Genomic DNA, 19,023 nt, shown 5'->3' with positions numbered 1-19,023 from the left:
CGACGTTATGAAGAAGCTTCAACGATTGATTCTCGTCGCCGCAGGGTGTGGACTGATGGCCATGCCGGCTATGTTCGCACAGTCTTCGACGAGCCCACGTATCCTCAACTATCAAGGACTGATCACGGATGCGGGGGGCCGGCCGGTGGCCGAAGGCAATCACGCCGTGACGTTCCGTCTCTACGATGCCGCCACGGGCGGTACGGCGCTGTGGACCGAGACCCATACCGTGCGGACTTTCGCCGGTGTGTTCGACGTCATGCTCGGCACGCAGTCGACGATCGGCGCGATCTTCGACCGTCCGATGTGGATGGCCATCGCCGTGAACGGCGGTACCGAGATGGAGCCGCGCCTGGCGCTGGTATCCATTCCGACGGCACTGCATACGAATGTCGCCGATAGCGTAAGCGTCGTCGGCCCGATGACGACAGGCGTCGTTCGTTCGGTGAATGGCGGTGACGGACACCTCGTCATCGTCGGCGAAGGCGGCACGACGGTAACGTCCAGCGGCGACACCATCATGGTATCGAGCCGCCCCGATCGTCTCGTCACCATCACCAGTCCTGGCTCCACCATCGACGTCACGAATCCTGCCGGTCCACAGGTATCCATCGAAGTACGCGACGGCGGGATCGCTGCCTCCCATCTTGCCGATGGTGCGGTGACGACGCCGGAGCTCGTCGACGGATCGGTGGCGGCAGAGAAACTCGCCGACGGCGCCGTGACGACTGCGAAGTTCGTCGATGGTGCGGTGACGACAGGGAAGCTTGCCGACGGCGCCGTGACGACCGTGAAACTTGCCGATGGTGCGGTGGCGACGCCGAAGCTCGTCGATGGAAGTGTCACGACTGCGAAACTCGCCGATGGCGCCGTGGCGACGCCGAAGCTCGTCGATGGTTCCGTGACGACAGGGAAGCTTGAGGACGGCTCGGTGACGACGCCGAAGTTGGCCGATGAATCGGTGGCGACACCGAACCTTGCCGACGGAAGTGTCACGACCATGAAACTCGCCGACGATGCGATCACGACGGACCGTATCGCCGATAACTCCATCACGACGGACAAGCTCACGTCGACGGGCGTAACTGCGGGAACGTATGGATCGGAAACGCAGGCTGTCCGCATGGACGTCGATGCCACCGGTCGTGTGACGTCGGCCGTGAATCGTACGATCCGCACGACGGTGCCGGGTGGCGCCGCTGGTGGCGACCTCGACGGTACCTATCCGAACCCCGCCATTCGTGACGGTGCGGCCACGACGGTGAAGATCCGGGATGGCGCGGTGACGACTGCCAAACTTGCCGATGGGTCGGTGACGACGATCGTGCTCCAGGATGGCGCGGTGACGACTGCCAAACTTGCCGATGGCGCGGTGACGACGCAGAAGATCCAGGACGTTGCCGTCGTGGACAGTGTTCTTGCCGACAGTACGGTGACGACGCAGAAGATGTCGCCTACCGGCGCAGTGCCGGGAGCATACGGTCTGTATACGGAAACACCCGTCGTGACCGTCGACCGTGCCGGTCGTATCACGGCAATCACCACGACGACCATCACCGGCGTACAGCCCGGTGGTCCTGCCAGCGGCGACCTCACCGGAACCTATCCCGATCCCGATATCCGCGACAACACGGTCGTCACGCAGCGTATCGCCGATGGTAACGTGACGACACCGAAGCTTGCCGATGGATCGGTAACGACGCCGAAGATTGCAGACGGCGCTGTGACGACCGTGAAACTTGCCGATGGCGCCGTAACGACACCGAAGCTCATCGATGGTGCGGTGACGACGTCGAAGATCGCCGATGCCAACGTCACGACCGCGAAACTTGCCGACAGTGCCGTAACGACGCCGAAGCTTGCCGATGGCGCTGCGACGCCGCCGAAGATCGCCGATGGGAGTGTGACGACGCCGAAGATCACCGATGCCAACGTCACGACGCAGAAGATGTCGCCGACGGGTGTCGTGCCTGGTACGTACGGTGACAGTACGCATTCACCGCGTATCGTGGTGGATCAGGCCGGTCGTATCACGGATGTGCAATCCGTACTCATCCGTTCGGTAGAACCGGGAGGTTCGGCCGGTGGCGATCTGGCGGGAACGTATCCGAATCCTTCCATTCGCGACAGTGCGATTACGACAGGAAAGCTCGCGGATGGTAGCGTGACGACGCCGAAGATTGCCGACGGGAACGTGACGACGCCGAAGTTCGCGGACGATGCCGTGACGAATGCGGCGATCGCTCCTACGGGCGTTACGCCGGGTACGTATGGTGACAGCACGCATGCCGTGCACGTGACTCTCGACCGTGCGGGTCGTGTCACCGACGCGCAGAACATCCTCATCCGCGGCGTTCAGCCTGGCGGTCCTGCCGGTGGCGATCTCACGGGAACGTATCCCGATCCGCAGATCGCTCCGCTCGCCGTGACGACGCCGAAGCTCGCCGACGGGAACGTGACGACGCCGAAGCTTGCCGACGGGAACGTGACGACGCCGAAGATTGCCGACGGGAACGTGACGACGCCGAAGATTGCCGACGGGAACGTGACGACGCCGAAGCTCGCCGACAGTTCGGTGACGACGTCGAAGCTCGCCGACGGCGACGTGACGACGAACAAACTCGCACCTGGTTCGGTGACGACGTCGAAGCTCGCCGATGCCAACGTCACGTCGCAGAAGATGTCGCCGACAGGAGTCACGACCGGTGTCTACGGCGACAGTACGCACAGCGTACGTCTTACGCTCGATCGTGCAGGTCGTGTGACGTCCGCACAGAACGTTCTCCTGCGTGGCATCGAGCCCGGTGGAAGCGCCGGTGGCGTGCTTGCGGGAACGTATCCGAATCCCACCATCGCCCCCACGTCCGGTAACACCATCCTCTCCATCATCAACAGTGTACCGACGACGGGCATCGTCGATGTCGCGCATGGTGGTACGGCCGCGTCGACGGCGCTGGCTGCACGGACGGGGCTTCTGCCTTCGCAGGCCGGGCATGCGGGCAAGTGGCTGGTCAGCAACGGTACGGATGTATCGTGGCAGGCACGGAACTATCTGTATGGATCGGGCCTCACGAATGCACTCACCTATTGGGCCGACGATTCGACGCTCGCAGCCGATGCGGACTTCACGTGGAGCGCCGCCGACAACCGCCTCGGTATCGGAACGACGTCGCCGGTGGCGATCCTGGATCTCGGTCCTTCGTATGGCCTGAAGGTCTCCTTCACCGATCGTGCACCGCATGGCGGTATCCGCGGTATCACGGTGAATACGAACGACGTGCAGTATCATACTGAGGATACGACGAAGGTCATCACCTTCGCCAGCGGTACCATGGCTCCTGTGGAGCCCGTAGGTTCCGTCATCTCCAATCGTAGTATGGAGAGTGGCGTTCCCAGGGTGCAACTCGTGTCTCCCTCCGTCGGTATGGCGAATCCCTATATCAACATGCTCGAGTTGTACACGCCGTTCACGCCGACCAGTCTCAATTCCGTCGCCATGAAGTTCACACAGGAAGGCCAGTATTCATCGTTGATCGGATACCGTGCCAGCCATCAGAACTACGTCGGACAATTCTACTTCCGCAACACCGCGGACAAGAGCGTATCACTTCTGCTGAACGGTGTCTTCCAGATGCGTAATGCCGGTGGTCCGGCCACTTTCGGCGATCCTGCGGTCAACAAGGGAATGTTGTCATCGATAGCAGCCAACAACGCGTACATCAGCGAGAATGGCAAGCCATACCGTCCACTGACGATGCCCGGACGGTACGTTCGGCTCGGCAACGGTAATCCTCCGGCCGATTCCATCCTGGCCTCGGGCCGGATGTTCCTCGACGTGCGTTATGCGCCCTCCGCACCCGCCGGCGCAGCCATGGGTGCCCGCATCAGGTCGGAGGCGAAGGGGCCCGGTAACTACGACGCCACGGCCCTCACGGTCAACCTCCAGGCCACCGGAACGGCATATGCGCGAGGTCTGGAGATCCGCAATGGCGGTATCTATCTCGACTCGGCATCGTCCTACTATCTCGGCGACAAGAAATGGCTGGATCTCGCTCACAGCGACTCGGGTGACGTCTATATCGGTCCGACACTGAATACGCAGCGCAACAGCGGATACAATACCTTCCTCGGATACAACACCGCTGCCAACTGGTCGAACATCGGCAAGCGCAATACCATCGTCGGTACCAACACCGCCCTGTCGCTGAGTACGGGATCGAACAACACGATCATCGGTAACGGCGTCGCATCGCTCGCACCGTCGCGGAGCGTGACGTCGAGCAACCTCACGGTCATCGGACAGTACGCGTTGCCGCGCCTGCAAGGTGGCGACGATCATACGGTCATCGGTTCGCATGCACTCGACCAGTATCGTACGGGCGACGACAACGTCGCCATCGGCGCCTACGTGGCACCGGCACTTCAGACCGGATCCAACAACGTAGTCGCCGGCGATCGCGCGGCGACTACGATGACGACCGGTAACGGCAACGTCATCGTCGGCGAGCAGGCCCTGGCCAACTTCACTTCCGGCGACGACAACGTCGCCGTAGGTCTTGCGGCAGGCCGCACGCTGCAGTCCGGAACCGGCAACATGTTCATCGGTGCCTACGCCGACGCAGGACAGGCCACGCTGCAGAATGCCACGGCCATCGGACTGCGCGCCGTGGTCGATACCAACAATGCCATCGTCTTCGGCGGTATCACCGGCGTCAACGGTGGTACACCCGTCCACATGGGAATCGGCACGAACAATCCTCCCGCGAACATCAGACTGGAGATCAACGGCTCCTTCCGCTTCGGTGTGGACGGTACCACCATCGGTTCGGTATCACAGATCGACATGGGTGTCGGTATGGCGCCGAATTTCACGGTGCAGTCCTGGTGGTGGAACGGCGGCTGGAACAACTTCGGTGTATCCATTTCCGTCAATCCGCCGCTGCCCGACGGCATCTTCGCACAGGCAATGACGGCGACGGACGGACGGCTCCTCATGTCCGTCACCAATCTGTCGGGTGCCGACTACGATGCATCCGGGCATGTCATCACCGTCACGCTATTCCAATGAGGACTCCATCCATGAAACGTCTTCTATGTCTGGCCGTCCTCGCTCTCTCCGCCATCGGTGCCTCCGCGCAGGTGCGAAGCGTCGTCGGTTCGGGGAGCGTCCACGCCACCGACGGCACGCTGCATCATCAAGGCACGATGGGGCAGGGTGTGATCGGTCACGCACGTCTCGCCGACGGCTCGCATCGCTATGCCGGTTTCTGGTATCGTCCGCGTACGGGCGTCACCATCGTCGCCGTACCGAATACCGAAGGAGAGGTCGGTACACAGGTGAACATTCCCGTCATGCTCATCTCGTCCAATAACCTCGTCGTCGACGGTCCGCGTGACTTCATCGTCAAGCTGCGCTATAATGCGACGGTCCTCGTACATCAGGGCTCCTTCCCGTGCGAACGTGACGGTGACGACTGCATCCTCACCGTGACGGGTACCATGCGCGACTCCGCCGGTACGCTCGCCGACGTTCCCTTCCTCGTCACGCTCGGTAACGCCGATACCACGGTGATGTCCGTCGATACCGTGGAGTGGGTCGGCGCCTCGACCATCTCGACCGAAAAGTATCCCGGCGTCTTCCAGGCCACGGGCGTCTGTATCATCGATGGGGTTCCGCGTCTCATCAAGAAATCGCGTGCGGCGGGTATCGCCTCGATCGCACCGATGCCGGCGAGTACGACCGCCACGATCGCTCTCGATATCGTCGAACGCGGCATGACGAGACTCTATCTCGTCGACAACGCCGGAAAGGAAATCGTCATGTTCGATACGCGTGACCGCGCACCAGGCAGACAAGAGGTGAGCGTCGATGTCTCGACCATCTCCAGCGGTACGTATCGCGTCGTCCTCATGACGCCAAGCGAATTGTTCACGAGCAGCATGGTGATCCGCAAATGAAATTTCGCTTACGATCTTCGCGCCCGCTCGGCGGGGCGCTGACAGCCGCCATCGGTATCGTGTCGACCGCAGCCTTGTCGCTCGTCACGCCGCTGTATGCGCAGAAGACGGATACGCTGGACCTGACGCCGTATCGGACATACAGTATCGGTGCCGCCGGCGGCGTATCCATCCTCAAGCACAGCGTCGCCATCGACGGTCTGCCAGGTATTCCGAGCTGCTGTCCGGAGTATTCCAGCGGTACGGGGCTCGGCCTCAACATCGCCGCACTCGGCGAATACTTCCTGTCGCCTCGTCTCGCGGTACAGGGCCGCATCGGCCTCGGAACGTTGCCGGGTGACATGACCACCGACGAACACGAGACGATCAACATCGACGGTACGGCCATCGACGGCATCTTCCGACATCAGCTCTCCACGCGCCGCACGCTCGTCACCATCGAGCCGCTCCTGCGGTATGCCGTCGTGGGTGATCTGAGCGTGATCGGTGGCATGACTCTCGGACTCGGTGTGGGGACGTCGTTCGACCAGAGCGAGCGGATCCTCGAACCGAGCGACGCCACGTTCGAGAACGACCAGCGTACGCGCATGTCGTATTCGGGTACGATTCCCGATGCCGCATCGATGTGGATGGCGGCCACTGCAGGTCTGCGGTACGAGCTTCCGCTCAATGCCGATCGGACGTTGTCCATCGTGCCGGAAGTACTCTACACGATCGGCCTCACCAATCTGCAGAAGAACCAGGACTGGAAGGCGAACGGGCTGCGCTTCGGCGTCGGTGTCCAGTTCAACACGTGGGTCGTGCCGGTTCCACCACCCCCGCCTCCTCCTCCTCCGCCACCACCCCCGCCTCCTCCCGAGCCCGTGCTCGCCGTCAACAATATGACGGTACAGTTGCTCGACGCACAGAACCTGCCCATCAGCGATTCCACGGTGGACATCACGGATGTCGTTCCGTTGAACCTGTACGCGGTACTGAACTACATCTTCTTCGAAGACAGTTCGTCCGTGCTGCCGGAGCGGTACGTGCAGATTCCCAGGGATTCCATTTCATCGTTCAACGAGTCGTCGGTCAACGGCCTGTCCACGATGTCCATCTACCATCACACGCTCAACATCGTGGGCACGCGCATGCGGCAACGCCCTGCGGCCAAGCTCACGCTGACGGGCTGTACGGCCGATGTCGACCGCGAGCACAACGCGTCTGCACTGGCCAAGGACCGCGCGCAGACCGTGAAGGACTACCTCGTGAACGTATGGGGTATCGACGAAGGACGGATCAAGATCACGGGCAGGGGACTGCCGTCGCTGCCATCGAATCCGAAGTCGCCGGATGGCCAGGGTGAGAACCGACGCGTCGAGATCACATCGGATGACAAGACCATTCTCGATCCGCTGTACTTCACGGATACCGTGCGCACCACCAATGCTCCGGTGATCAAGGCCGGTGCGAACATCACGGCCGATGCCGGTGTCAGGCGCTGGAAACTCATCGTACGCCAGGGCGACAAGATCATCAGCGAGCAGAAGGGTGAAGGAGCTCCGCCCGAGACCCTGCAGTACGATGTGGAAAGTTCCTTGCAGGAGTTGCCCAAGATCAAGAAGCCGCTCAAGATCACACTCGAAGTCGAAGACAACGACGGACGTATCCGTACCGCGGCCTCACCCGAAATCGCGGTGCGTCAGTTCACGCGTTCTGACAAGACCGTGGAACGCTTCACGCTCATCATCTTCGGCTTCAACGAGAGTGCCTTCAGTGCCAAGCACGAGGAAATCCTCGGCATCGTGAAGACGCGTATCAAGCCGTCGTCGACCGTCAGTGTGGCAGGCTATACGGACCGTTCGGGCAGCCCCGAATACAACATCCGTCTGTCCGAGAAGCGCGCCGTCGAGACCGGCAAGCGTCTCGCCGCTGCGGGCGACCGTGTCAAGGGCTTCGGTCCTACGGACATGTTCGACAACAACCTGCCGGAAGGACGTCTGTTCTGTCGTACGGTACTCATCACGGTGGAAACGCCCAACAAGTAGAGATAGGACGGCAGATCATACTGTATCGGGCCGGTCGATGGACAACCATCGGCCGGCCCGATCTTCGTATGTGCCTATGCATACGTCGAATCACTTCGCACGAAGATCGTTCGATGGTCATGGAATTCGATAATTCAATTATATTCGAATCATGGAATCGAAAACTGTCGTTGCTGCGCTGACCGCGCTCGCACACGAAACCAGACTGTCGGTGTATCGCCTGCTCGTACAAGCTGGTCCGGACGGTCTGGTCGTGGGTGCGATCGGCGATTCGATCGGAATACCTCCGGCGTCATTGTCCTTCCATCTGAAGGAACTCTCCATCGCGGGTCTGGTGAACGTACGTCGTTCGGGGCGATACCTCCACTATTCCGCCGAGTTCGGGAGGATGAACGACGTCATCGCCTATCTGACGGAGAACTGTTGTGGTGGCATGCCATGCCTGCCTGTCTGCAGTCCGGTAACGATTGATCTTCCGAAGAAGAAAGCGACGACGACCACGAGGAAGGAATCCGCACAATCCGTCGCCAGGAATCCGGTGAGGAAACGATGACGATACCGCACTCCCATACCGTCGGCGGGGAACACTACAACGTCCTGATTCTCTGCACCGGCAACTCCGCTCGAAGCATCATGGCGGAGGCCATATTCAACACGATCGGCAAGGACAGATTCACGGCCTTCAGTGCTGGAAGTCATCCGACAGGCATCGTGAATCCCTTCGCCCTCGAGCTCTGCAGGACATTGGGATACCCTACGGAAAGCCTTCGGAGCAAGGGCTGGGACGAATTCGCCCTGCCTGGAGCACCCGCAATGGACTTCATCATCACGGTATGCGATCGTGCCGGTGGCGAGGTATGTCCGATATGGCCCGGTACACCCATGACGTTCCATTGGGGATTCGAAGACCCTGCCGCAGTGCACGGGACCGACACCGAGAAGATGGTCATGTTCGACGACATCTTCAATCAGATCATGAACAGGGTTCGCTTCTTCATGAGCCTTCCACTGGCTTCTCTCGACGAACTATCGATCCGCAAAGCGATGGATGGTATGCATGGTTGAACACAGGCCGACTGCCATCGGTTTCTTCGAGCGATATCTTCCCCTGTGGGTCCTGACATGTATCGGAACAGGAATCGGACTTGGCAGGCTATTCCCAGAACTGTTCGAGGTCCTGGGTTCGGCGGAAGTCGCCAGGGTCAACATTCCTGTCGGGCTGTTGATCTGGGTCATGATCGTGCCGATGCTCATGAGAGTGGATTTCGGAGCACTTCATGAGGTCCGACGTCATTGGAGGGGGATCGCCGTCACTCTCTTCGTGAACTGGGCCGTAAAACCGCTTTCCATGGCCTTTCTCGGATGGTTCTTCATCCGTATCGTATTCGCTCCGTATCTCCCTGCCGTCGAGCATGATGGCTACATAGCAGGACTGGTCCTCCTCGCCGCCGCACCGTGTACGGCGATGGTCTTCGTGTGGAGTAAACTGGTCGATGGCGATCCCTTGTTCACGCTCACGCAGGTAGCTCTGAACGATACGATCATGGTTCTGGCCTTCGCGCCCATCGTCGGGATGCTCCTGGGCGTCTCTTCCATCGTGATACCGTGGAGCACTCTTCTCCTGTCGGTAGGATTGTATATCCTGATACCGGTCGTCATCGCCCAGATATGGAGATCACGGCTGAGAGCGGCGGGGCCGGAAGTACTGGAGAACGTTCTCCGACGATCGGGGCCATGGTCCACGGCAGCACTTCTCGCCACGCTGGTCTTGTTATTCGCATTCCAGGGGACCGCATTTCTCGCGCAGCCACTGATCATCGGAATGCTGGCCGTACCTATCGTCATCCAGGTCATCTTCGTCGCAGCACTGGCCTACCTTCTCAATCGGTCGGTACGGGAAGCGCATACCGTCGCAGGACCATCCTGTCTCATCGGTGCATCGAACTTCTTCGAGCTGGCCGTCGCGGCTGCGATCAGCATGTTCGGGATCACATCGGGCGCGGCACTCGCAACTGTCGTAGGTGTGCTGGTAGAAGTTCCGATCATGCTCTTCGTCGTCGCGATCGTGAACCGAACGAAAGGATGGTATGAACACGGAGGCATCTGAGACGTGGCAGCCGTCTACTCCGATAGTCCGATGAAACGGTTCCCGTCGTAACGGTACAACCCGACGTTCCTCGTCCCCACCCAGACGCGCCCGGCCTTGTCCTGCAGCATGCACCAGGTTCCGTAGTTCCCGAGGCCGTCCTTCGTGGTGAAGTTGGTGTAGGATCTTCCATCGAAACGCCATATGCCGTTGTCGGAGCTGTAGCCGTCCTTGTTCTCGCTGCCGCCGAACCAGATGTTGCCTGCGCGGTCCATGATCTGGGGACAGCCGAGCCCGTCTTTCTCCTGCATGAACGTATGCCCGTCGTATCGCCACGCTCCGCGATGTCTCGTGCCGATCCACAGATGACCCTTCCCGTCGAATACCATGCGACGTATCCATCCTTCGCCACCGGGCTTGAAGCGGGTCATGATGCCGGTTGCCGGATCGTAACGAATGATACCTTCCATTCCAGGCAGCATTCCCGATGCGAACCAGATATTACCGCCTGCGTCCTCGATCATGCAGTCGACCATCCTGAGATGCAGGTCATCCTTGTTGACGATGCGGGCATCGTCCAGGAAGCGATCGAATGAGGTGCCGTCGTAGCGATAGACGCCATCGGTCGTACCGAACCAGAGCTGTCCGTTCCTGTCCCGCATCATGCTCCATACCATGTTCTTCGCGGGAGGTGTATCGATCGACGAACCGGAGGGCTGGAGGTAGCCGGTATGGGGTACGACGAGCGGGATGCGGCTGATGGTCTTCCCATCGTAGCGTGACAGCCCGTCTGCGGTGCCGAACCAGACGTTGCCGGCCCCATCCTCCATGATGGACAGTACGGTATCGCTGTTCAGACCATTCTTCATGGTGAACTGCGTGAAGCTCCTTCCGTCGTATCGATAGACTCCTTCCTTCGTCGTACCGAACCAGAGATTGCCTGCCTTGTCTTCCAATGCGCAGTAGACGTTGGAGTACTGGTCCGAGCCTCGCGTTCGTACGAGTTTTGGTTGCCCATCTGACATTCCTTCACGCGTATGTGCCTTCTCCCGCTCCCGGACACTCGCCCCTCCATCACACGAAGTGGACAGTAGCAGCGACAGGAGGAGGCAGCAGTGAATGCCGAACTGGTGACGATAGATCATGTTGCCATACCTTCCGTGTCGAGATTCCTTGATTGAATGAGGTTCTATCGGACGATCGGAGGAAGCGGGGTGTAGTGCGCCCATCGTTGCCGTACGATACTATCCCAAGGTATGACATGTTTCCGTCATGACATGTCGTGGTGGTGAAGGGGGCTCTCGACGTACGTGTCGGTCGACATCCACGAACGATGTCACCGTGATTCGAGTCCTGGCAGGACTCGAACCCTGTCTACGGCACTCGCAACGAAAAAGCCCGACATGCATTCGCATATCGGGCTCTCGTATGATCTGTCGTAAGATATCAGATCGTTAATCAGAGGGTTCAGGTCCATAGCGACTTGAACTCAGACTACCTCACTTGAACATCTTGAGCAGGATGCCGCCGTTCTGGGCGAAGGCCTGGGCGAAGACGAGGGAGATGATGGCCATGAGCTTGATGAGGATGTTGAGCGACGGACCCGAGGTATCCTTGAAGGGATCGCCGACCGTGTCGCCGACGACAGCGGCCTTGTGCGTGTCCGAACCCTTGCCACCGAGTACGCCGGTTTCGATGTACTTCTTGGCGTTGTCCCATGCACCACCGGAGTTGGCCATGGAGATGGCCAGCATGACGCCGACGACGAGGGCGCCGATGAGCAGGCCGGCGAGCATCTGTACGCCGAAGAGGAAGCCGACGACGAGGGGAGTGAGGATGACGAGGAGACCGGGGGCGATCATCTCGCGGATCGATGCCTTGGTCGAAATGTCGACGCACTTGCCGTATTCCGGGCGTCCCTTGCCTTCCATGAGGCCGGGGATGGTACGGAACTGACGACGTACTTCCTCGATCATGTCGAAGGCGGCCTTGCCGACGCTCTTCATTGTCATTGCCGAGAAGGCGAAGGGCAGGGCACCACCGACGAGGAGGCCGGCGAGAACGGTAGGCGAGAGAAGGTCGATGACCGTGAACGTCGGATCGACCGTACGGGCACGCGTGATGAATGCGCTGGTGAGCGCGAGTGACGTGAGCGCTGCCGAACCGATGGCGAAGCCCTTGCCGATGGCGGCCGTCGTGTTGCCTGCGGCGTCGAGTGCGTCCGTGCGCTTGCGGATGTCCTTGCCCATTTCGGCCATTTCGGCGATACCACCGGCGTTGTCGGACGTCGGGCCATAGGCGTCGATGGTGAGACCGACGGCGATGGTGCCGAGCATACCGATGGCCGTCAGTGCGATACCGTACATACCGGCGAACGAATAGCCGATGACGACGGAGATGGCGATGAGGAGCATCGGCAGGACGGCGGAGTTATAGCCGAGAGCCAGACCGTAGATGATGTTCGTCGCGGCACCGGTCTTCGATGCATCCGCTACCTGACGCACGGGCGAGTAGCGGTGCGACGTATAGAATTCCGTGATGAGACCGATGGCGAGACCTGCGATGAGGCCGGCGGCCAGTGCGATGAAGACGCCCGTGTTGGACGACGTGACGTCGCCGATGGCGAACGTGGCGGGCAGCATGCTCATCGTGACCGGGTAGAGGCCGACGAGCATGAGCAGCGTCGATACGATGAGGGCCATCTTGAGTGCGCCTTCGACCTTCTCTTCCGACTTGGGTCGTACGAAGAAGAGGGAAATGATCGAAGCGACGATGCCGATACCGTTGACGAGCATCGGGAAGAGCAGTGCCTGGAGGCGGATGCTTTCATCGAGTGTGGCGAAGGCCACGGCACCGATGACCAGGGCCGCACACGTGGATTCGGCAACGGATCCGAAGAGGTCGGCACCCATGCCCGCGATGTCGCCGACGTTGTCGCCCACGTTGTCGGCGATGACGGCGGGGTTACGCGGATCGTCTTCGGGAATGCCTGCCTCGACCTTACCGACGAGGTCGGCGCCGACGTCGGCAGCCTTCGTGTAGATGCCACCACCGACACGGCCGAAGAGAGCGACGGCGGAACCACCCAGGCCGAAGCCGGAGAGAATTTCCATCTGGATGTGCGGTTCGACTCCCGGCAGGATGTTGACGATGCCGAGCCACACGAGGCCGAGGCCGATGACGGCGAGCCCCGTAAGGCCGAAGCCCATGACGATGCCGGATTCGAAGGCTACCGAAAATGCCTTCGGCAACGATATGCGTGCCGCGGCAGCGGTACGGACGTTCCCCTTCGTGGCGATGCGCATGCCGATGAAGCCGCTGATCACGGAGATCAACGCTCCGATGAGGAATGCACCGGCCGTGTACAGACCGTCCTGTACCGTAAAGGCGATGATGACGGCAAACAATGCCATGAAGATGCCGAGCACACGATATTCACGGCTCAGAAATGCCATTGCGCCTTCGGCGATGGCCGAAGAAATCTCCGTCAGACGTGTCACTTCATCCGCCGAAGCAGCGCCGTCCTCGATCTTTACAGCAAGCACGCGCTGGCGGTAGAATGCCGCCACAAGTAGCGAGAGCACACCGAGTCCGAGGATCACCGAGAGGATCATACGTTCCCTTTAAAGGTTGTTGCGATGAATAACTGAATGTTCGTTGTTTTCGTTGTTGTTTTTGAGGACCAAACCTTGTTAACTTTGCCATTCTCGATGACGGACTCTTAGCTCAGTTGGTTAGAGCGTTACGTTGACATCGTAAAGGTCACTGGTTCGAATCCAGTAGAGTCCACTTCACCTCCCCGTCCTCCGAGCGGCAAAGATACAAGGTTCCCGGCTTCACAGGGAATCATCGGCGCCACGCCAGCCGCCTTTTTCCAGCCACGACGAACAGCAACGTAAACGACGTCAGTGTCCACTGCAGGATGCGTCATGCGCATGCCGTATACCGGTGCCGTGGATGATGCGGACGATACTGCGATGGAAGTCGGCGAAGAATGCATGCGATGATTGCGTCGTAGAGAATCCTGTGTCCTGAACAGAAAAGCCCGCTCGGGGGAGCAGGCATTTCCGTAGGTACGTCTATGTATCACCGGCCGGAACGAGTCCGGCAGGTCCTTATGCCTTCGAGCCCAGCTCGGCGAGGGTGAGCGACTTGGGACGGACGATCGGAGCGGCCATCATGCGGTTGACGACCATCTGCGAGCAGAGGCCGATAGCGCGGGACACACCGAACATCACGGTATAGAAGTCGAACTCCGTCATGCCGTAGGCGTAGAGCAGCGAGCCGGAGTATGCATCCACGTTCGGCCAGGGATTCTTGGCCTTGCCGTGTTCGCGGAGAACGCCGGGAACGATGTTGTAGATCTTCTGGACGATCTGGACGTTGTCGTCCTTGATGTTGTGCTGTTCTGCGAACTTGTGGAAGGCCGAGAAGCGGGGATCCGTCACGCGCAGTACGGCATGGCCGTAGCCCGGAATGACCTGGCCGCTGTTGAGGCGTTCCCACGTGTAGTCGCGGAGCTGTTCGTCCGTCGGAACCCCGCCGAACTTTTCCTTGACGCTGATGATGAAGCCGAGACATTCCTGGTTGGCGAGGCCGTGGAGGGGGCCTGCAAGACCGCCCATGGCGGCGGCGACGCTGTAGTAGGGATCGCTCAGTGCCGAGCTCACGACGTAGGACGTCATGGCGCTGACGTTACCGCCTTCGTGGTCGCTGTGGAGCACGAGATAGAGGCGTACGAGTTCCTTCCACGTTTCGTCGTTGCTCACACCCAGCATATGGGCGAAGTTCTTCGAGAGATCCTGCTCGCCGGCGAGGGGAGCGATGATGTCGCCCTTGTTGTAGCGGATGCGGTAGATGGCGGCAGCGATACCGGGGATCGACGCGATGAGGCGTACGGCATCGTTGACCATGAACTGCCAGAGCTTGTCCTTTCCTGCACCCTGATCGTATCCGGCGCGGAATTCCGATTCCTTCTCCATCGCCAGAAGACCGACTCCGAGCATGGCCATGGGATGGGAATCCTTGGGCATCGCCTTGAGCGTGTCGATCACGTACTGGGGAACGGCATAGTGCTTGGCGAATTCGGCACGCAGGGCCGTGAGTTCGGCAGGCGTGGCGCGTTGGCCGGTGACGAGCAGCCAGAAGGTCTCTTCAGGCGTGGAGTCCGTCAGCTCCATGATGGGGATGTTACGGATACGCAACCCTTCGTCGGCCGATACGCTCGACGTATCGCAGACGAGAGCGGGAACACCGCGCATACCGCCGAGAACCTGCTCGATGGTGACGGAGCCCAGAACCGTTTCGCCGTGCTCTTTGAGAAGTGAGGAGCGAGTCGCACGCAGGGCATCGACCTGGGCGTTCAGCTTTTCATGCAGGATGTTGCTCATTGGGGTCTCTCCGAACGAAAATAGCACATCAAAATACGAAGCTTTGTCCGAACGGACGAAGCTTTGTCCGTTCGGATTGCGATAAACGGTACCATGATGAAGGTTTCATCGCCCCGAATCGTTTCGACTGTATCCCGAAGGCGGGAAGCACGTACCGTTCGTCCGCTGGCACCTGCCTATCTTGCCGGCGCCAACAGGCATCATCATCTGTCAAGGAATGGAATATGTCGGCTGCCACGACGAAGATCGGCGTCATCATCTCTCATGAATACCTTACCCGCGTCCGGAGCAAATGGTTCATCCTCAGTACCTTGCTCGGCCCGCTGGCGATGTCCCTGCTCGTCCTGATTCCCGCGTTGGCGATGATGCTCGCAGGCGATGGCGCCAATGGCAAGGTGGCGGTGCTGGATCGTACGGGGCGTCTGGGTGCGTCCATCGTCGCGTCGGATACGGCGCTGTTCACCACGGGCGGACAACGCAGCGAACAGGATCTGGCCGAAGCCGTCCGCAAGGAAGAACTCCAGGCCTACGTCATCATTCCGGCCGATATTCTGGACAAGGGCCGCGTGACGATGTATTCACGCGGTGGTTCGGGCATCTCCTTCGAACAGAACGTACGCGAATCCATCGAGCCCTTCGTCGTCGATGCCCGCCTCGAACGCGCGGGTGCGGATACGTCGGTGATACGACTGGTGCAGCAGGGCGTGGAGATCTCGGCACTGAAGATCACGGACAAGGGTGTGGAGGAGGATGCCAGCACCGTGTCCGCAGCAGTGGGATATGCGGCAGGCTTCATCATCTACATCCTGATCTTCCTCTATGGCACGATGGTGATGCGGGGCGTGGTGGACGAGAAGGCGAATCGCATCGTCGAAGTGCTGGCTTCGTCGGCCAGACCCTATCACATCATGATGGGCAAGGTCGTGGGCATCGGTCTTGTGGGCCTGACGCAGCTCGTGATGTGGATCGTGCTGGGTTCCGGTGCGATGATGATCATCGGTCTGCTGATCGGCAGCAGTGGTGCGACCGTCGACCCGCAGGCCATGGCGGCGATGTCGGGCGGGCCTGGTGCCGACAAGGCGGCCATGTTCACGAAGATCACGAGCATTCCCGCGCTCTCGTTGCCGAGCCTCGTTCTCTTCGTCTTCTACTTCCTGTGCGGATACTTCATCTATGCGACGCTCTTCGCCGCCGTCGGCTCGGCGGTGGATCAGGAAGCCGATGCGAATCAACTGACGTTCCCCGTGACGTTCCCCGTCATCCTGACCATGCTGTTCATCGGTAACGTGATCGCATCTCCGAACGGTACCCTGGCCGTCGTCCTTTCCCTCATACCGCTGTTCTCGCCGATCCTGATGACGGTGCGCGTGGCGGCGACGGACGTACCGCTATGGCAGATCCTCGCCTCCATAGTACTGATGATCGGTACGTTCTTCGGCGCGGTGTGGCTGGCTTCCCGCATCTATCGTATCGGCATCCTGTCCTACGGCAAGAAGCCGACCTTCCGCGATATCGGACGCTGGATCAGAATGAACGTGTGAACGGTGCGGACAGGACCGCCTTCCCGTCCACGCTCATCCGAACGATATAGGAACCGGCTGGCAGCCCCGTGGTCGTCAGCCGCGTTCGTTCCTGGCCTGCACCGATCGTCGTGGACTGTACGATGCGTCCGTTCATGTCGACGATTTCGATGACGGCTGCGGACGCGGGCTTCGTCGTCGACCTTCGAACGACGATATCGTCGTGAACGGGATTGGGAGCCAGCGTCATCGTATCGTGCGAGGCCGTGCCGCCACGTTCTTCCATGCCGATGCTCGTGACGGTGGCCACCTCGACGAGGCTGCGGCACTTCGTGCCGCTGTTGATGCGGAGCGTCGACGGATCCTGTACGAAGAACTCGATATCGCGATCCATCGTGAAGACGGTGTCGACCGTGCAATCTGCGCCCGCATTGGGATCGAGGCAGTTCCTGTACGTCACGTTCAGGGGAAGGGTATGGAAGTCCGGCCACAGGGCATCGGTCGCGATATGGCTGACGCGTACGCGCCAGCGATCCGTTTCCTGGATCAACGTCGTCGTGATGCGTGGCCAACCCATTCCGAGGATCCAGTCATTCCAGTACTCCGACAAGTCGCGTCCGCTGACTTCTTCGAGAACGTTGCGCATGTCGTCCGACGTGGCGTTGCCGTAGGCATGGCGTCGCAGATAGGTTCTCATGCCGTCGAAGAAGATCGAGTCACCGAGAATCGCACGGAGCATTCCCACGACGACGGCGCCTTTCTGATAGATCGTCTGCGGATAGTTGGATGACGGTGCCTGCCGGGGGAAGTCGTAGAGCGGGAAGATGCCTTCGCCCGGCGCGATGGTACGGATGTACTGACGGGCCTTGTCTTCCATGACCCTGAGATATTCGTCGCGACCGGACAGTTCCTCGGACCACAGCGCCTCGCAGAAGGTGGCGAAGCTTTCCGTCAGCCACGCATGCCTGAAATCCTGTGGGGACACGTAGTCGCCGAACCACTGATGGGCGAGCTCGTGCGCTGCCGTGCTGTTGACGGTATCCTGACGTTGTGCGATCACGACGGGGAAGCTGATGAGCGTCTGGTGTTCCATCGCGCCGAGCTGCGTGTTGACGTAGCCCACCTTGTCGAACGGATAGGGGACGAAGCGCCGTGCGAACGTCGCCGTCATGCGCGGGACGAGGCCGTACGAGACCTTCGATCGCATCGTATCGCGACGCAGGACGTAGGCCACCTGCGGAATGTCGTCGACGGTGCCGAGATCGAGCTTCGCGAACGGGCCTACCGCGAACGTCAGGAGATAGGTCGCCGCAGGATGATCTTCCTTCCAGTGCCAGACGGAGAGAGGGCCGGAGGAATCGACATCCGTATGACGTCCGACGGATGCCGCGACCATCGATCGCGGAACCCGAAACGTGGCGTCGAAGGTGGCCTTGTCCGAAGGATGGTCGTAGCACGCGAGCCAGTGCTGCGTGGTGGAGACGTAGTTGGCGCTGAAGCCGACGCCCATCGCATACAGGACGTTGTCCTGATAGTGCACACCGCCCCAGGGCGATGTACCGGGTTCCGCGGTCATCGTGCCCGAGTAGTCGACGACGATGTCGAGGGTATCGCCCGGGGCGGTCGTGCGATTCAGCACGATACGATGATGATAGGTCGCGTCCGCAGGCTGTCCCTCGTCCACGACCTGCAGTCTCGTACCGTCGAGACGGGCGGAATCGATCGTCAGGTCGCGCAGATGTACGGGAAAGGAAGCGTCCGTTGCCGCGACTGTCCATGCCACCCGTATCACGACGGTGGCCCTGATCATCCGCGTGGACGGCTCGGCGATCGTGGCATCGAGCGTATAGGAAATCACGTCGAACGGCTGCTGACGATATCCGGTCGGTGTGCTGATCGGCTGGGCGGCGGTGCCCATGGAGGCCATGATCAGAAGGAGGATCCGGAGGGCGAGGCTGACGGGCGATGGTCTCATGTCTGAAAATAAACAAAGGCCCGTCTGCATGATGCGGACGGGCCTTCGGATGCTCATGTTCGCCGAA

The 19,023-nt window shown here is 60.4% G+C and carries 11 protein-coding genes and 1 tRNA gene; 8 read left to right on the top strand and 4 right to left on the bottom strand.

What is annotated here, in order from left to right:
* The first annotated feature begins 7 nt into the window (after window positions 1-7).
* The 6 genes from BGO89_07055 (at window position 8) to BGO89_07030 (ending at window position 10,092) form a co-directional block, all read left to right on the top strand.
* Window positions 8-5,068 carry a hypothetical protein gene (locus BGO89_07055; GenBank protein ID OJX57723.1) on the top strand — a complete coding sequence of 1,687 codons (5,061 nt, stop codon included), beginning with the start codon at window positions 8-10 and terminating at the stop codon, window positions 5,066-5,068.
* An 11-nt stretch (window positions 5,069-5,079) separates the two neighbouring features.
* Window positions 5,080-5,958, top strand: a complete 879-nt coding sequence (locus BGO89_07050; GenBank protein ID OJX57722.1) for a hypothetical protein — start codon at window positions 5,080-5,082, stop codon at window positions 5,956-5,958.
* 74 nt (window positions 5,959-6,032) lie between these two features.
* A complete protein-coding gene (locus tag BGO89_07045) occupies window positions 6,033-7,985 on the top strand; it encodes a hypothetical protein (GenBank protein ID OJX57721.1) in 1,953 nt (650 codons plus the stop codon).
* A gap of 151 nt (window positions 7,986-8,136) precedes the next feature.
* Window positions 8,137-8,538: a transcriptional regulator gene (locus BGO89_07040; GenBank protein ID OJX57720.1), complete on the top strand. Its 402-nt coding sequence runs from the start codon at window positions 8,137-8,139 to the stop codon at window positions 8,536-8,538.
* On the top strand, window positions 8,535-9,050 hold the full coding sequence (locus BGO89_07035; protein OJX57719.1) for a protein-tyrosine-phosphatase: 516 nt from the start codon (window positions 8,535-8,537) through the stop codon (window positions 9,048-9,050). Before BGO89_07040 ends, BGO89_07035 begins: the two co-directional genes overlap by 4 nt.
* Window positions 9,034-10,092: an arsenical-resistance protein gene (locus tag BGO89_07030; protein OJX57718.1), complete on the top strand. Its 1,059-nt coding sequence runs from the start codon at window positions 9,034-9,036 to the stop codon at window positions 10,090-10,092. Before BGO89_07035 ends, BGO89_07030 begins: the two co-directional genes overlap by 17 nt.
* Before the next feature lie 14 nt (window positions 10,093-10,106).
* On the opposite strand, the gene BGO89_07025 is transcribed toward BGO89_07030, so the two are convergent.
* Entirely contained in the window at window positions 10,107-11,027 is a 921-nt protein-coding gene (locus BGO89_07025; protein OJX57717.1) for a hypothetical protein, read from the bottom strand.
* Between the two features lie 543 nt (window positions 11,028-11,570).
* Complete coding sequence (locus tag BGO89_07020; GenBank protein ID OJX57716.1) at window positions 11,571-13,685, bottom strand: sodium-translocating pyrophosphatase; 2,115 nt, start codon at window positions 13,683-13,685, stop codon at window positions 11,571-11,573.
* Window positions 13,686-13,786: 101 nt separating this feature from the next.
* On the opposite strand from BGO89_07020, the gene BGO89_07015 reads away from it, so the two are divergent.
* Window positions 13,787-13,860: transfer RNA gene (locus BGO89_07015), tRNA-Val, on the top strand.
* Between the two features lie 326 nt (window positions 13,861-14,186).
* Here the strand turns inward: BGO89_07015 and BGO89_07010 are convergent.
* On the bottom strand, window positions 14,187-15,461 hold the full coding sequence (locus tag BGO89_07010; protein ID OJX57715.1) for a hypothetical protein: 1,275 nt from the start codon (window positions 15,459-15,461) through the stop codon (window positions 14,187-14,189).
* Between the two features lie 224 nt (window positions 15,462-15,685).
* Between BGO89_07010 and BGO89_07005 the strand changes: the two genes are divergently transcribed.
* A complete protein-coding gene (locus BGO89_07005; GenBank protein ID OJX57714.1) occupies window positions 15,686-17,002 on the top strand; it encodes a hypothetical protein in 1,317 nt (438 codons plus the stop codon).
* Here BGO89_07005 and BGO89_07000 read toward each other — a convergent pair.
* The gene (locus tag BGO89_07000) at window positions 16,986-18,956 is read right to left on the bottom strand and encodes a hypothetical protein (GenBank protein ID OJX57713.1); all 1,971 of its coding nucleotides are present in this window, start codon (window positions 18,954-18,956) and stop codon (window positions 16,986-16,988) included. The genes BGO89_07005 and BGO89_07000 overlap by 17 nt on opposite strands.
* Between the last annotated feature and the right edge of the window lie 67 nt (window positions 18,957-19,023).

Source organism: Candidatus Kapaibacterium thiocyanatum (assembly GCA_001899175.1).
In the GTDB taxonomy this organism is placed as follows: Bacteria; Bacteroidota; Ignavibacteria; order Kapaibacteriales; family Kapaibacteriaceae; genus Kapaibacterium; species Kapaibacterium thiocyanatum.
Note: the sequence above shows the minus strand (reverse complement) of the source record. Positions and strands in the feature narration are given on the sequence as shown.